The following is a 16,020-nucleotide window of genomic DNA, read 5'->3' as shown; positions in this document are numbered from 1 at the left end:
CTTCAGACGGGCTGGGCGTCGGGGTAGGCCACCGCGCCCAGGGGATGGATGTGCCCGCCGGCGCGGGAGTGCTCGGACCGCCCGTCGCCGGTCAGGCCGAGGAACACGCCGGTGGTGCGCAGGGCGTGGCCGAGGTCGTGCAGCCAGACGCTCGCCACGGCGATCCGGAACTCGCGGAAGCAGAACAGGTACAGCCCGTCGGCGAACTTCCACACCGTCGAGAGGTCCATGTCGCCGTGGCCGCGCTGCACGCCTTCCAGGCACTGCCAGGCGTAGCGCTGTGAAGAGACGTAGACGTGTTCGTACAGGTGGTCGGGGCTGTAGCGGTAGAGGTTCCGCTTGCCGATCAGGTCGCGCGACGGCCCGGGCACGGCCCCGGACGGTGCGCCGCCGTCGGTGACACCCGCCCGGAAGGTCTGCGAAACGCGGGGAACGCCCTCGACGTCCTCGGCACCGATCACCGAGCGGACGGCGAGCGCGCGGTGGGTCGCCGTCGAATACACGACGGTCAGCGCTTCGCCGTCGACGCTGGTGAGCGGCAGGTTGACGAAGAAGACGTCGTCGCGCACGGCGACGGCGTCGTAGGGGTCCTCGACGCCGTTGCACATGACGTGCCCGGCGTCTTTGAAGGTCAGCGCGAGGATTTCGCCGTCGTCGAGGGTGATCGTGACGTCCCGGCCGGTGAGGTCGGCGTTCGGCAGGCGGTAGGTGGCGATGCCGGCCGCGAACTCGTCGTAGGTGCGCCAGTCGTCGGAGGGGGCTTCGGGCATGGCCTCATCGTCGGGCGGCCCCGGGATCCGGGCGAGCGGTCACGCGCTGGCGGGCAACTACCGGACGCTCACGGTCAACTCCCGGCGCACCTCGCTCGGCGCCCGGCCGAACGCGCTCTTGAACACCCGGCTGAAGTGCGCGGCGTCGACGAACCCCCAGCGCGCGGCGATGGCCGCGACCGGGCGGCCGGCGTGCACCGGGTCCAGCAGGTCGCGGCGGCAGTGCTCCAGCCGCCGGGTGCGGATCCAGCCGGACACCGTGGTGCCCTGCTCCTGGAACAGCCCGTGCAGGTGGCGGGTCGAGATGAAGTGCTCGGCGGCGATCCGCGCCGGGGTGAGGTCGGTGGACTGCAGGTTCGCGTCGATGTGGGCGCGGATGCGGCGCATCAGCTCGTGGTGCGGGTCGGCGTTCGCGCGCGCGAGGTCGAGCTCGGTGGCGACCAGGGTGGACAGCAGATCGACGGCGCTGTGCGCCAGCCGCGCGCCCGCGGGGCCCGCCAGCTGCTCGAGGTTGCCACCGAGCTGGGCGAGGAACGGCACGACGACGTTGCCGACGCCCTCCTTGCCCGACATCCGGACGGCGGTCAGCCGCCCGACGAGCTCGGTGGGCAGGTCGATCAGCCGCTGCGGGAACATCACGACGAGGGTCCGGAAGTCCTCTTCGAACACCAGCGAGTACGGCCGGTGCGTGTCGTAGAGGGCGACGTCGCCGGGGCGCAGCACGGCCTGCCGGTCGTCTTGCACCAGCAGCCCGGTGCCGGCCAGGATCAGGCTCAGCTTGTAGTAGCGCCGCTCGCCGCGCGCAATCAGCTCCGGCGTCCGCTCCACGACGTGGGGCGAGGCGGTCACCTCGGAAACCTGCACGTCGTCGGCCGCTGACGAGCGGATCCGGCCGCGAAAGCCGTCACCGCCCGCGGTCACGTGCAGCGGCACGAAGGACTGGGAGACGGCGGCGCGGAATTCGGTGAAGTCGCGGGCGATGAGGGTCGTCGGGGCAGGCACGGGTCACCTCGCAGCGTCGGGAGGATGCAGCGTCGTATACGATAAGCGATACGATCACCGCCGACAACGCTCGCCGGTGCGACCCGGGCACCCGTGCCCGGGGTGGACTGGAGTGCGACTGGTGCGGTCGTGGCGACTGTCCGTGTCGAGCGACAGCGGTGTTCGGCGTGGCCGGAGGCCCGGCAGCGTGCAGACTCAACCGCTTCGCGGGTTCGGGCGTGGACGTCGCTGAAGGCTCCGGACCGCCCGGGGCCCCGGGAAGGGGATCCGGCTCATGACCCGACTTCTGCTGACCGGCGGGGTGGTCGCCGCCGCGCTGGTGACGGCGTCGACGCCCGCCACCGCGAGCCCGGCCGCCACCTGGCCGAACGACGAGTTCATCGTGTGTGTCCCGGTCGCGCCCTGTCCCGCCCAGTCCAACGGCGGCATCGTCTGGGGCAATCGCTCGGCGCTGGTGCAGGGGCAGATCAGGTCCTTGTCCACCTCCGGGACGACCGTGTACTTCGAGGCCTACGCCGGAAGCACCAAGGTCGACAGCGACACCCGCACTGCGCGCCCCGGCGCGGACGTGCCGTTCGACGTCTCGCTCAGCACAAACGTGGTCGGCGGCTTCGACCGGGTGAAGATCCAGATCTGCCTCCCGGGGCCAAGCCAGTGCAGCGAGCCGCTCCACGCACACCGCGACGCGGTTGCGGAGCAGCTGGTGGGCTGACGGCGCTCCGCACGATCCCGCCGCCGGCTGGTGGACGGGACCGTGCGGGCTCAGCCTCAGGGAAACGCCGCACACCGCGACCAGCCAGCGGGACCGGGGCCGGCTCCGCCGCCTGGCCCGCTCGCCGACATGAGCAAAGTCCATCGCCTTCGGCGCCGTGCCGCCCGCCGCGCAGAGCCCACCATCCTCGGCCTCGGCTTGTGCGGCACACCTGCAGGGCGCGGTCGAGCGCCCGACTCGTACGCGCCAGCCGGGCGGATGACGGCCGCCGACCGGTCATACACGGCCCAGAGGGTGACCACGGCCGAACGCGCTCCGGCGGCGAAGAGAGCTCTGCTGAGCCCGAGGAGTTCGTCTCCGTGAAGAACGTTTCCCTCGCCGGTGTGGCACGCGCTCACCACGACCGGCCCGTGGCCGAGCCGCTCACCGACGAGGTCCGCGGTGGTCAAGGCGGCGCCGGTGGCCAGCAGGACCACCGAACCGAGCGGTGAGTCGGTGTCCAGGACGTCGTGCGTTGCGAGGTGGGCGACCGGCGCCCGGGCCGCGAGCGCCTGCCATGGCGGACTGAGACCTGTCCACCACGGGGTGGTGCCTTGTCCCCTCCGTAAGCGAGCACGAGTGCTTCGTCCATATCGCGCTCTTCGACGGCTGTCGCCTCCAGTACCGCCCGGGTCTCCCCGTAACGGCATGCGGCGCGTTCGGTGTCGCGGTCGTCCGCCGCGTCGCGAGCGCGACCACCTTGCCGAGGTCCGAAAGTGATGGCAGGACGGCGGCTCGGTCATCCCGGTGGTGAGCGGCGCCGCACGAATCCCCTGCTTCTTATCCGCGGGCTCCTGAACGCCGTTCGATCTTGATGGCCGTAGAGTTCACCGGTCCCGCCGAATCAGCGGCGTCGGTCGAGCCGTGGGTCGGCTACGTTGACCACCGCGCTCGTCGATTTCAGCCGCAGGGGCTGACGGTGGCTCCGGCCGGCAGGTACCGGGTCCGTTCCTCGTCCGTCAGCGTGCGCTGGGCCAGCCCGCAGGCACGATTGACCCACGCCGTCTGGCTGAAGGGCCAGTCGACCACTGCGTTGCCGTTGGCGGCGGTAAGCGTTCCGCCATCGGCTGAGGCCGCCAGTGACCACACATAGCCGTCGCCGAACTGCAATGGGTGACCTGTTTGGAGACCGCTCTCGACGTCCCACAAACGGAGCGTGCCGTCCTGGCTGCCGGACGCCAGTGTCCTTCCGTCTGGGGTGTAGGCCAGCGCGAGGACCATGTCCGTGTGGCCGTGCAGGACGCTTTTCGCCGAACCGCCGTCCAGCGCCCAGACACGGACTGTCGTGTCGTCGCTGCCACTGGCGAGGAACTCGCCGTCGGGGCTGAACGCGAGACTCGTGATCGGCAGAGTGTGGCCGCTGAGCGCCCGGACGTCGTGGAAGCCGTCGCCTGCTTCGGCCACAGAGATCGTGGGTGGACCGGAAAGGCCGTCGCCGGAGGCGACGGCGATCGTGCTTCCGTCGGCATTCATCGCCAGCGCCGTCACCGGAGCGTGCGAAGCGGGGAAGGTCACTCCGGCCCGGCCGGGAAAGACCACTTGACCATCGCTGAACGCCGCGACAAGACCTCCCGGAGCGGCCCAGAGGCCGCTGACGCTGGTGCCCGGGCGATCGAGAAGTGAGTGCACCGCGCCCGTGGCCGGATCGAGTTCGTCCACGGCCCCTCGGTCGGTACCGACGGCAATCTTCCCGTCGGTTTCCCAGGCAAGGTGAGCCACCGGGACGCCGAATGCGTGGGCCTCGGCCGTGGTGCTTCCTCGGGTTACCCGGACGACGCCGTCCGCGCCGCCAGACGCGATCTCGCCCTCGGGGCTCCTCGCGACCGTCTGGATCGGCCCGGGCGCCTCGGCTCGGAGGGCGGCTGCCGGGGATCGCCGCTCGCTGAGGTCCCAGGAAATCACGCGGCCTTTCTGGTCCGCTCCGACCAGGAAGTCGCCGCGGGCGGCGAGCGCGACGACGGGTGGGGCGAGGCCGTAACGGATCGGGTCGATGGCCAGTGGGCCGGGCGCGAGACGCCACGCGGTGACGGCTCCGGTGGCGGTTCCGACGTACACGGTTTCGTCGTCGGGGTTCGCCGTCACGGCGGTGCCACCCGGCGCGTCGGTCCACGTCGGCGGCTGCGTGGTGCGGAGGTCCCAGACGCCGATCCGGGTTCCGTCCACCGTCACCAGCCGGGTACCGCCGACGATGTCCAACCGAATGGACGTGCTCGGGGTCACGGTTCCAGGGTCGGCGAGAGCAGGCAGTTCGACTCCGTCGCCGAGGTTCCAGCGCTTGACCGCCCCGTCCGTTGTGACGGCGAAGACTTGGCCTGTTTGGTCGGCCACGGCGAGGGCGACGACGCCGGAACTGTTCGAGAGGGCGGGTAATGCTGTGCCTCGATCGGTCAGCGGCCAGCGTTCGACGGCGCCGAAGCGAGTAGCCGCGAGCACCTGGTCGTGGGTCGGGTCGAGTGCGACGTCGACGACGGTGGAGGCGGCCAGCACGGAGCGGATCGGTGTTGCTTTGCCCTGCCGGTGCAAGGTCACCAGGCCGGTGGCGTCGGCGGCTGCGACGAAGCCGGCGGCGGTGGTGATGGCGCTGATGTTCGAGCGGTGGCCGTCGAGGCATGGGCTGGTTTGCCGGCCGTCGGCGGGGGACAGCACGCACACTTCGCCGTCGTTGGTGCCCACGACCGCGGATCCGTTTTCGGTGAACCGGGAACTCACGGTCGTCGCGTGGCGTCCGCCTGGCAGGAGGTAGGCGAGTGGGCCGCTGCGCGCCGTGACGACGTCCTGGACGGCTGCCCGGGTGACTGCGTTGTCGTCGGTTTGTGCTCCGGCGACGGCCAGCACGGCGCCTAGATCCCGTTCTTGCGGACTGACGGAACGCGATTGGGCGGCGAGCGATACCGCATCCGCGACGGTCTTTCCGTGGTTGATCTGCTGCTGCTGGCCGACGAGCACCAACGTGAGGGTGATCGCGGCGGTCAGCCCGACGGCGAGGAGTCCGAGCAGACGCGACCGCCACCGCTGCCGGTGCTCGAGCCGCCGGCTCAGAGCAAGAAAGCGGCTTTCCGTGTCGTTGACCGTGAGATCGCCCGCGCGGCGCGCGACGTCGACGGCAGCGAGCCGGGCACCGCGAAGCAGGTAGCCCGCGTCATTCCCGTGCCGATCCCACGCGGCCGCGCCGGTGCTGAGGTCATCCTGGGCACGCTTGGCGTCTCGATCTTCGGTCAGCCAGGTCTGCAGTCGTGTCCAGGCGCGCAAAACGGCTTCGTGGGTGATGTCCACGATCGGCGCGCGGGTCGAGGGGTCTTCACCGGTGGTGAGGATTCGCGCGTTGGCCAGCCGGTCGACGACCTCGTGGACGGTGGTTTCGTTGTCAGCATTGGTGACCAGGTCCTCGAGCCGGGCTTGGCGTCGTACCGCGATGGCGTTGTCGCCGAGGTGGGACAGCCGGAGCATGACTCGCCGAGCCGTCGCCCGGTAGTCGTCGCCCAGCCGCTCCCAGACCCGTTCGGCGGCTCGGTCGATGGCCCCTTCGAGGGCGCCGGCTTTCGCGTATTCGGCGAGTGTCAGCCAGCCGTTGTGCCGACGCCGCCATGTTTGCTCAAGCGCGTAGGACAGCAGCGGCAGCGCGTTGTCGGCGGCTCGGGTGTCGGCCAGCATCTGTTCGATGAGTGCGGGCTCCACCCGCAATCCGACCTGCTGGGCCGGCTTTTCGATCACGTCGCGGATTGCCTGCGGGCCCATCGGCAGCACCCGGTGCTGCGCCTCCGCGACCGCAGCGGCGAGCGCCGGCTCCTGGTCGAGGTGCTGGTAGAAGTCCGATCGGAGGGCCAGGATGACCTTGCTTCCGGGTGCCGAGCGCATCTTGGCGATCCCGGTGAGGAAGACGGCCCGGGAGCCGGCGTCCACGGCCGGGTCGAACACCTCTTCCAACTGGTCGATGACCCAGATCGCGGGCTCGCTGACGACGGTGGCGAATCCGGCGTGATTCGCCTGGAGCGCAGTGGTGATTTCGGTCGGTTCTGCGCCGGTGATCTCGGCTACGGCGGTCGCCAGGTGCTCGACCGGCTGGCTACCTGGACGGACCGGCACGACCCGCCACGCCTTCGAGCCCGCGATTTTTCCCTGGGCGAGCGCGGGAAGCACGCCGGCGGACAGTAGTGACGACTTGCCGCTGCCCGAGGAGCCGACCACGGCGACGAGCGACGCATTGCGTAGCAGGGCAAGCACGGCGTCGACATCGGCGTCGCGGCCGTGAAAGTACGCGGCTGACCGGGTGTCGAAGGCCTCGAGCCCGGGATACGGACAGACATCGGAGGATCGGCCGGGCCGAGCGGCCAGGTCGCCGAAGGGCGGACCGTCGTCGGCCAGGAGGTGGATCGGGCCGTGGATGGTGAGATCACGGCCCGCCACCAGCGCGCCGGTCATTTCGAGGTCGCCGCCGTGGACGACCGGGCCGGCGTTTTCGACCGACGCCAGCCCGGCCGCCTCATCGTCTCCCCGCTTCATCTCTTGACGGTGTAGTGGCGGCTGGCGCCTATGACGGGATCGACGTCGATGACCTGATCCACGTGCACGCTGAAGCGGACGTCGCAGTAGTCGCCCTGGGCGGCCAGTGTCATTTCGACGTTGACGACGATGTCCCTGCCGCCGGCTCCGCCGACTTGCTCTTCATGGTCATTCGTGAAGGAGCACGCTCCGGTCGCTTGCTTCGACATGAACACACGCGGGACATCGTGGATGGCCTGCAGGCGCACCTGGATGGTTACTTTCGGGTTGGCGGCCGAGTAGGTCAGAGTTCCCGTCGAACCGACCACGCCGTAGGTGATCACCAGTTTGTTCACCGCCCAGGGGGCAGTGACCGGCGCCGCCGGGGCGAAGGCGGCGTTCCCGGCCTGGGTGGCCGTGACCTGGCAGGTGATCGGCACCCCTTGTGATCTGAAGGTGGTGCCCACGGGATCGGACACCCGGCAGGACCTCTCACGGCCGCCGTCCTGGAACTGGTAGGTGACGGGCAGGCCCGACGTCGCGCAAGCGCGCATGGTCACCTGCGTGTCGGGCCATTGGTGGGCGCCCGGCGGGGGGAAGACGATCCGCTGCTGCGCCCGGCCGTCCGGCGCGCGTCCGGTCGGCGGCGTGCCACATGCGTTCGCCGGCGTTCCGGGGCCGGCGGGCTTAGCGGTCTGGCCGGGATTTGGACCGGGCTTGGACGACTGGTTCGATGCCGGTCCGCCGGTCGATGTGCTGCCGGGGTGCCCGGGCACGGGCGATCCCGGCGTCAGTGAGGAATTGCCCGCTTCCGCGGTGGCTCCCACCGAAGGATCTGTCGGCGCGGCGCTGACGGAGAGATCGGGAAGCGATGGTCCGTCCGGAGGCTTGGCGGCGGGCTTGTGCCCGCAAGAGGTCAGTGCGACGAGGACGACGAGCGCGGCGCCGGCCCGCCCGAATACTTTTATGGTGGCCATGTCATGAGCCCGGTGCAGGGTCGTTCATGCCGACGATGACATCCCGGCCGGCTACGTGATGTGTGCCCTTGATGGACACGTTCCCGCCCAGGGCGACGGCTCCGGCATCCCGTACCTGAATGGTCCCGTACCCCGCGGTTTTCACTTCATCGGCGAGCTTCGTCAGTGCTTCGACAAAATCGCGGTCGGCCGACATGAAATCGTCGAGGTGATCTTCTACGGCGCCTTGTCGGCGCTCGTTTTCCGGCTGTTCGGCGAGTCGCGCCAGGGCGCCGGACGCCTGCTCGTCACCGGAGAATCGGATGCGGACCTTTTCCCACAGGGCTCGCAGCCCCCGGGTGACTCCGTCGTCTATGGCGTCGCTCGCGACACCGGCGAGATGTTTGCCGTAGCTCACCAAAAGCGAAGTGATCGCAGCGGCGGATACCATGTCCATGCCCACCCCTCCTAGACCCTCGGGCACATGCCGGACCAGGTTCAGAGTACTCACAGCAATGAGAAACAGAAAGTGGATCGATGATCTCCTCTAAGTGGACAACTTTTGACTGAAGTCGTGAATTTTTTTCGATTTTAGCGGGGCTTGAGTGGGTCGCAAAAGGCGCCTGGTGACCGCGCAGGCAGACGAGCTGGGAGTATCTGTCCGGGCTGGTCGCCGGTTCGGGTCGGAAGAACGGGTGGACGTCGGCCGAGGTGCAGTGACAGATTCCGCAGGGTGCCGGGTTCGCCACCAAGCCGCGGTAGGCGATCGCGATGCCGGCGCGGGCTTTTCACGGCCAAGATGCTGTTCGCGGGGTTGAAGCGTGCCTTTCACCGCGAGGCGTTCGCCGACCGCCCCGTCGACGATCTTCCCTCCGCGCCGGCTGCGCAGTGCGCGCTGGCGCAGGAGGGTGGCACGGCAGGAAGGTGCGGGCATCGAACAATTTCGTTGGCGATCGCCACGCTGACCTGAACCGGCTGGTGTGTGGCTGCGATGCAGCGTTATGGCGATCGCATGAACACGCATCCGCGCAGGGATGCTACGAATGTGCGTCCGATTCCCTCACTGAACACGGTGGCCGGCCTGGACCCGCGATACTCGGTGCTCGTGGTGGCCTCCCTCGGTCTCGGCTCCCATCGTTGCCCGACACGCCCCGTGCGCGGGCAAGCGGAGCTGCGGTTCCTCGATCATGGCCGTCGCGCGCCCGGTAGCCACCGCTCCGGCGATCCACGTCAACACGCTCTACCAGCGACTGGCCGCGGTCGACAGCCTGCTCGGCGAGGGTTGGCGTTCCCCGCAGCGGCAAGCGGTCCGCTGGACGGACCGGAAGGCGGCCGAACCTGACCGGGTGATGTCGGGATCGGTTGGCGAAAGGCGGCTCCTTGCTCATGGCCCCGGACGTGTCCGTGGAACGGATCGGCCCTTGCTCATGCGCAGGATCAAGGCGATGGCGTCCTCCGAGCGGCCTGCCGCAGCTCGGACATGGCGCTGCATTGCCGCGCCGACGGGGAGGCCCCGCCACAGTGCGCGTTTCGTCGCATTCGGAGGCCCCGTCCTCGGGGCTACCCGGCCTGTCGTTTCCACTCGGCCGGGGACGGCCGGATGCCGGCGGGACGTTGGAACAGGCTGAACAGCCACCACAGGGACGGGACGAGCACGAGCGCCCCGGCTCCCAGGACGGCGAGGGTGGCCGACAGCACCGCCGGCGTGGCCGCGCCTTCGGCGATGGTGACGTCCGGTTCCAGCAGGTACGGGTACTGCCCGACGGCCCAGCCCCACAGCAGGGTCCCCACTGCCAGAGCCGCCGTGATCCGCACCGCCAGGTACCGGCGGCGCAGCAGCAACACCAGTGACACCGCGCCGGACACTGCCGAGAGGATGACGACCGGGAGACCGCGGTGGGTCAGGCCGTCGAACAGCCGTGGGGCGTCGGTGGCCAGCACCGGGATCCCGGCCGCCGCGATCACCCCGAGCGCGAGCCCGGTCACCAGGGCCCGGCGGCGGAACACCTCGGCGAGGCGGGGATTCCCGGCGCGCCGGGCGTCGGCGCAGAGGTAGGTCGCGGCCAGGTAGGCGGCCGCACCGACCGCGAGCACGCCACCCAGCACCGAGGTCGGGTTCAGCCAGCTCGTCAGCAGGTCGCCGCCGGCGATCGCGACCGGGACCCGGCCGGAGGCGATGCCGCCGGCCACCGTGCCCAGGAAGAAGGGGGTCAGCACGGAGGAAACCGCGAACGCGGTTCCGAACAGCCGTTGCTGGGCGGGGGTGTCGCTGGCCTTGCGGAAGGCGAAGGCCGCGCCGCGGATGATGATGCCCAGCGCCACGAGCGTCAGCGGGATGTACAAAGTGGACATCACGGCGGCGAACACCGGCGGGAACGCGCTCCACAGCGTGACGAGCACGAAGATCAGCCACACGTGGTTCGCTTCCCACACCGGCCCGATCGCGTGCTCCAGCAGCTCCCGCTGCTCCCGGCCCTTCTCCGGGCCGCCGGCGAAGAGGTCCCAGAACCCGGCGCCGAAGTCCGCGCCGGCGAGGAGCACGTACAGCGTCAGCCCGACCCAGAGGACGGCGACGGACCAGTCGGCCAGGGTCATGACGGCGTGCCCGCTTCCTGCGGTGCCGTGCGCCGGTCGGTGCGGGCCATGCGACGCAGCACGTACACCGTCCCGATCGTCAGCACGACGTACACCGCGAGCACGACGACCAGCCCGGCGAGCAGCCCCGGCGCGGGGTTGACGGCGTCGGCCGTCCGAAGGTGGCCCCAGACGATCCAGGGCTGGCGGCCCACCTCCGTGGTGATCCACCCGGCCTCGAGCGCGCAGCAGGCGGCGACGCCGCTGACCGCGACCGCACGGAGGAACCACCGCGAGCGAGGCACGTCCCGGCGGCGCCACCACACCAGCGCCAGCCAGGCACCGAGCGCGAGGAGGGCGAACCCGATGCCGACCATCACGTCGAAGGACAGGTGCACGATCGCCACCGGTGGCCGGTCGGCCACCGGCGTCCGGTCGAGTCCGGTGATCACCGTGCCCGGGCTGTCGCCGACCAGGAGCGACAACCCGTTCGGGATTTCCAGGCCGTAGCGCAGTTCGTCGCCGACGGGGACGCCGCCGAGGGTCAGCGGGACGTGCGAGCCGGTGTGATAGACGCCTTCGAGCGCGGCGAGCTTGGTGGGCTGGTTGCCGGCCAGGAACCGGGCGGCGTAGTCGCCCGCGGCGATCTGCAGCGGCGTGAGCACGGCGGCGAACGTCAGCGGGATCAGCAGGCCGAGCCGGTGGTGGCGGTCGCGGCGGCCGCGCAGCATGCCCACCGCGTAGACGCCGGCGATCAGGTAGCCGGTGACCATGAACGCGGCGAGGATCATGTGGATCGTCTCCGGCGGGGTGGCCGGGTTGAACATCGCCGCCCACGGGTCGACGCCGGTGACCCGGCCGCCGTCGAGGTCGAACCCGCGCGGCTGGTTCATCCAGGCGTTCGCGCTCACCACGAAGAACGCCGACGCGACCCCGGCGACGACGATCGGGACACCGGCCAGCAGGTGCCGCCGCGGCGGGAGGCGGTCCCAGGCGTAGAGGTAGATCCCGAGGAAGATCGCCTCGACGAAGAACGCGATGCCCTCCATGGTGAACGGCAGGCCGATGACCTGCCCGTAGGTGCCCATCAGGCCGGGCCACAGGATGCCCATCTCGAAGCTGAGGATCGTGCCCGACACCGCCCCGACGGCGAACAGCACGCCCATCGCCTTGGCCCACCGCCGGGCCAGGACCAGGTAGGCTTCGTCGCCGGTGCGCAACCCGCGCCACTCCGCGAACAGCGTCAACGCGGGCATCCCGACGCCCAGGCAGGCGAGGATGATGTGCCAGCCCAGCGAAAGCGCCATCTGTTCCCGCGCCGCCAGCAGGTCCAGCGGCGCGGCGGAGGAGGTCAGCACGTCGAGCACCCCCGGCGGCTACCCGCCGAAGGGGCCGGGAAACTCCCCCCGGGGAGGGTGTCGTTTGTGCCCCGGCGGCCGGGGTAGCCGCAGCCGATGGGCTCCGGCGCGGGGCCCGTACCCGATCGCTCAGGACGGTGCATCCGCATGACCGGCTTCCTCCCCCGCGGACAGGGCGACAGCCCGCTCGACCAGTTCCTCGCCCAGTTCTTCGGCCAGGCCTCGCCGGGACGGCGGGCGTACTCCGTCGACATCACCCGCCTGCTCAGCGAGCAGGCCCGGGCGCTGGTCGCCGAGGCGGCCAACCGCGCCGCCGCGTGGGGACAGCCGCACGTCGACACCGAGCACCTGCTGTGGGCGGCCGCCAAGACCCCGGCGACCGCCCAGCTGCTCGAGCGGGCCGGCGTCGACCCGCGGCAGCTGGCCGGGCAGCTCGAACGCGACTGCGGCGGCCACGGTGACCCGACGACCCCCACCGGGCTGGCCCCGGCGGCCAAGCGGGCCCTGCTCGACGCGCACCAGCTGGCCCGCGGGCTCGGCTCCTCCTACATCGGGCCCGACCACCTGCTGTTCGCGCTGGCGATGAACCCCGACTCCGAAGCAGGGCGCCGCCTGCGCGAGGCCGGCGCGACCCGCGACCGCCTCCACGAAGGCACCGCCGACGGGCCGTCCGGCCCCGCGCGGCCCAGCACCCCCACCCTCGACCAGTACGGCGAGGACCTGACCGAGCGGGCGCGCGCCGGCCGGATCGATCCGGTCATCGGCCGTGACGACGAGATCGAGCAGACCGTCGAGGTGCTGTCCCGCCGGACCAAGAACAACCCCGTGCTGATCGGCGAGGCCGGGGTCGGCAAGACCGCGATCGTCGAAGGGCTGGCCCAGCGGCTGGCCGACGACGACGTCCCCGACATCCTCAGCGGCCGCCACGTGATCCAGCTCGACGTCACCGCCATGGTCGCCGGCACCCGCTACCGCGGCGACTTCGAGGAGCGGATGTCCGCGCTGCTGAAGGAGATCCGCGACAACCGCGACCGGCTGATCGTGTTCATCGACGAGCTGCACACGATCGTCGGCGCGGGCAGCGGCGGCGAAGGCGGGGGCCAGGGCGCCGGGAACATGCTCAAGCCGGCCCTGGCCCGCGGCGAGCTGCACGTCGTCGGCGCGACCACCCTCGACGAGTACCGCACCGGCATCGAGCGGGACCCCGCGCTGGAACGCCGGTTCCAGCCCATCCTGGTGCCCGAGCCCAGCGTCGAAGACGCGGTCGAAATCCTGCGCGGCCTGCGCGACCGCTACGAAGCCCACCACCAGGTCCGGTACTCCGACGAGGCCCTGCAGGCCGCGGTGGACCTGTCCGACCGCTACCTGACCGACCGGTTCCTCCCGGACAAGGCCATCGACCTGATCGACCAGGCCGGCGCCCGCGTCCGGCTGCGCTCCCGCACCCGCCCCGACCGCGTCCGCGACCTCGAGACCCGGCTGGAGCAGCTGCAGCGGGACAAGGACCAGGCGATCGCCGAGGAGAACTTCGAACGCGCCTCCGCCCTGCGTGACGAGATCACCGAGCTCCGGGCCCGGATCGAACCGGCGGACGGGCGCACCCCGGACCGCGTCCAGGAGGTCACCGACGCCGACATCGCCGAAGTCGTCTCCCGCCTGACCGGCGTCCCGGCGGCCCGGCTCACCGAGTCCGAACGCGACCGGCTCCTGAAGCTGGAAAAGCACCTGCACGGCCGGATCGTCGGGCAGGAGGAAGCCGTGGACGCGGTCGCCGAAGCCGTCCGCCGGTCCCGGGCGGGGCTGGCCGAGCCGGGGCGGCCGTTCGGCAGCTTCCTGTTCCTCGGCCCGACCGGCGTCGGCAAGACCGAACTGGCCCGGGCGCTCGCCGAAGCCCTCTTCGGCGACGAGGAGCACATGATCCGCGTCGACATGAGCGAGTACTCCGAGCGGCACACCATCAGCAGGCTGATCGGCGCGCCGCCGGGCTACGTCGGCTACGACGACGCCGGCCAGCTCACCGAAGCCGTCCGCCGCCGGCCCTACTCCGTCGTCCAGCTCGACGAAATCGAGAAGGCGCACCCCGATGTGTTCAACATCCTGCTGCAGGTGCTCGACGACGGACGGCTCACCGACGGCCGCGGCCGCACCGTGAACTTCGCCAACACCGTGCTGATCATGACCAGCAACCTCGGCTCCGACCTGGTCACCAGCTCCACGCAGGGCGCGCTCGGCTTCGGCCCGGCCCGCGACGACGCGAGCGGCAACCTGCGCGAGCGGCTGATGCGGCGGCTGCGCGAGAGCTTCCGGCCGGAATTCCTCAACCGCATCGACGAGATCATCGTCTTCCGCCGTCTCGAGCCCGAGCAGCTCGACCGGATCACCGAACTGCTGCTGGAGCGCACGAAGCGGCGCGCGCACGCCCAGGGCGTCACCGTCGAGTTCACCCCCGCGGCGATCCGGTGGCTCAGCGAGACCGGGTACGAGCCGGAGTTCGGGGCGCGGCCGCTGCGCCGGGCGATCCAGCGCCACGTCGACAACCGGCTCTCCACCATGCTCCTCGACGGCCGCCTCGCACCGGGCGCCACGGTCCGGGTCGACGCCGATGACGACGGCTTGGCCTTCAAAACCGCCGTGACGGCGAGCTGAACGATGCCGGCCGCCACGGCGTGGGCACCGCTGCGGCGCCGGATGTACCGGGCGCTGTGGATCGCCCAGTTCGCCGGGAACGTCGGCACGTGGGCGCAGACCGTCGGGGCCCAGTGGCTGATGGGCGACCTCGGCGGCTCCACGCTGGAGGTCTCGCTCGTCCAGACGGCGATGACGCTGCCGGTGTTCCTCCTGGTCGTCCCGGCCGGGGCGCTCGGGGACATCTTCGACCGGCGCCGGCTGCTGCTGGCCGGCCAGACCGTCATGCTCGCCGGGGCCGCGGCGCTGGCCGCGATCACCGCCGCGCACCACGTCTCGCCGGGCTCGCTGCTGGCGCTCACGGCGACCATGGCCGTCGGCCAGGCGCTGTCGGTCCCGAGCTTCCAGGCCATCCAGCCCGAACTCGTCCCGCGCGCCGAGATCGTCCAGGCGGCGCTGCTCAACAGCGCCAACGCCAACATCGCCCGCGCGATCGGGCCGGCGCTCGGGGGGCTGCTGATCGCCGGTGTCGGCGCAGAGGCGACGTTCGCGCTGAACGCCGTCTCCTTCCTCGGGGTGCTCGCGGTCCTCTTCGCCTGGCGGCGGCCTCGCGCCGACCGCCCGCTCGGCGCGGAACGCCTCCTCGCCGCGACGCGGGCGGGCGCCCGGTACGTGCGCAGCGCGCCGGCCTTCGCGACGGTGCTGGCCCGCTCGGCGTCGTTCATGCTCTTCGCGGGCGGGCTGTGGTCGCTGCTGCCGTCGATCGCGCGCGGCCCGCTGCGCCTGGGCGCGGGCGGCTACGGCCTGCTGCTGGCCTGCCTCGGCGCCGGCGCGGTGACCGCGGCGGTCGTCCTGCCGTCGCTGCGGGCGGTGCTCGGCACCAACACCGTGATCGCGGCGGGCACGGTGCTCTACGGCCTGGCCGACCTCGTCGCCGGGCTGACCGGCTCGCTCCCCGCGGTGGTGGTGGCGTTGTTCCTCGCCGGCGTCGCGTGGATCGCCGTACTGTCCACTTTGAACTCCGCGGCCCAGCTGCTGCTGCCCGCGTGGACGCGGGCCCGGGCGCTCGCCTACTACCAGCTGGTGTTCATGGGCGGCCAGGCGCTGGGCGCACTGGTGTGGGGCTTCGTCGCCGACATCGCCGGGCTCGCGACGGCGTTCGCCGTGCCTGGTACCGGTCTGGTCGTCGCGGCGCTGGCCGGCGGGCGCGCACTGCGGCTGCCCGAAAGCTCCTTCGAGCTGGGGCGGACCCGCTACTGGCCGGAACCCCCGGCGGCGACCGTGCCCGGTCCGGTGCAGGTCCAGGTCGAATGGCGGGTCCCAGCGCAGCGAGCCGCGGAGTTCGAGCGGGCGATGCAGCCGGTCGGCTGGGCCCGGCGGCGCAGCGGCGCGACGCGGTGGCGGCTCCACCGCGACCTGGACGAGCCGGAGCTGTTCGTGGAGCAGTTCGTCGTGGCGAGCTGGGACGAGCACCTGCGCCAGCACTACGAGCGTTCGACGGAGCT

The 16,020-nt window shown here is 71.2% G+C and carries 11 protein-coding genes; 3 read left to right on the top strand and 8 right to left on the bottom strand.

The features are described 5' to 3' along the window. Window positions 1-2: 2 nt before the first annotated feature. Together ACWDN5_RS05265 and ACWDN5_RS05260 are read right to left on the bottom strand one after the other, a co-directional pair. On the bottom strand, window positions 3-770 hold the full coding sequence (locus ACWDN5_RS05265) for a MoaF C-terminal domain-containing protein (protein ID WP_449674649.1): 768 nt from the start codon (window positions 768-770) through the stop codon (window positions 3-5). A gap of 57 nt (window positions 771-827) precedes the next feature. Beyond that, complete coding sequence (locus ACWDN5_RS05260) at window positions 828-1,772, bottom strand: AraC-like ligand-binding domain-containing protein (protein ID WP_310971836.1); 945 nt, start codon at window positions 1,770-1,772, stop codon at window positions 828-830. A 274-nt stretch (window positions 1,773-2,046) separates the two neighbouring features. Here ACWDN5_RS05260 and ACWDN5_RS05255 point away from each other — a divergent pair, with 274 nt between their 5' ends. After that, window positions 2,047-2,484 carry a hypothetical protein gene (locus tag ACWDN5_RS05255; protein WP_449674647.1) on the top strand — a complete coding sequence of 146 codons (438 nt, stop codon included), beginning with the start codon at window positions 2,047-2,049 and terminating at the stop codon, window positions 2,482-2,484. Between the two features lie 56 nt (window positions 2,485-2,540). On the opposite strand, the gene ACWDN5_RS05250 is transcribed toward ACWDN5_RS05255, so the two are convergent. The 6 genes from ACWDN5_RS05250 to ACWDN5_RS05225 form a co-directional block, all read right to left on the bottom strand. Beyond that, window positions 2,541-3,173 carry a CHAT domain-containing protein gene (locus tag ACWDN5_RS05250; protein ID WP_449674645.1) on the bottom strand — a complete coding sequence of 211 codons (633 nt, stop codon included), beginning with the start codon at window positions 3,171-3,173 and terminating at the stop codon, window positions 2,541-2,543. A 250-nt stretch (window positions 3,174-3,423) separates the two neighbouring features. Then, window positions 3,424-7,023, bottom strand: a complete 3,600-nt coding sequence (locus ACWDN5_RS05245) for an nSTAND1 domain-containing NTPase (RefSeq protein ID WP_449674643.1) — start codon at window positions 7,021-7,023, stop codon at window positions 3,424-3,426. After that, complete coding sequence (locus ACWDN5_RS05240) at window positions 7,020-7,979, bottom strand: hypothetical protein (RefSeq protein WP_449674641.1); 960 nt, start codon at window positions 7,977-7,979, stop codon at window positions 7,020-7,022. Before ACWDN5_RS05240 ends, ACWDN5_RS05245 begins: the two co-directional genes overlap by 4 nt. 1 nt (window position 7,980) lies before the next feature. Further along, on the bottom strand, window positions 7,981-8,415 hold the full coding sequence (locus tag ACWDN5_RS05235; RefSeq protein WP_449674639.1) for a hypothetical protein: 435 nt from the start codon (window positions 8,413-8,415) through the stop codon (window positions 7,981-7,983). 1,103 nt (window positions 8,416-9,518) lie between these two features. Beyond that, window positions 9,519-10,553: a cytochrome d ubiquinol oxidase subunit II gene (locus ACWDN5_RS05230; protein WP_449674637.1), complete on the bottom strand. Its 1,035-nt coding sequence runs from the start codon at window positions 10,551-10,553 to the stop codon at window positions 9,519-9,521. Beyond that, window positions 10,550-11,890 (bottom strand): cytochrome ubiquinol oxidase subunit I, encoded by a 1,341-nt coding sequence (locus tag ACWDN5_RS05225; RefSeq protein WP_449674635.1) that lies wholly within the window; start codon window positions 11,888-11,890, stop codon window positions 10,550-10,552. Before ACWDN5_RS05225 ends, ACWDN5_RS05230 begins: the two co-directional genes overlap by 4 nt. Window positions 11,891-12,037: 147 nt before the next feature. On the opposite strand from ACWDN5_RS05225, the gene ACWDN5_RS05220 reads away from it, so the two are divergent. Both ACWDN5_RS05220 and ACWDN5_RS05215 read left to right on the top strand, forming a co-directional pair. Continuing rightward, window positions 12,038-14,536 (top strand): ATP-dependent Clp protease ATP-binding subunit, encoded by a 2,499-nt coding sequence (locus ACWDN5_RS05220; protein ID WP_449674633.1) that lies wholly within the window; start codon window positions 12,038-12,040, stop codon window positions 14,534-14,536. 3 nt (window positions 14,537-14,539) lie between these two features. Then, on the top strand, window positions 14,540-16,020 hold a 1,481-nt coding region (locus tag ACWDN5_RS05215; protein ID WP_449674632.1), incomplete at its 3' end, for an MFS transporter.

This window comes from Amycolatopsis sp. NPDC003731, from assembly GCF_053586895.1.
The sequence above is the reverse complement of the archived record's forward strand: the minus strand, read 5'-3'. Positions and strand labels throughout refer to the sequence as shown.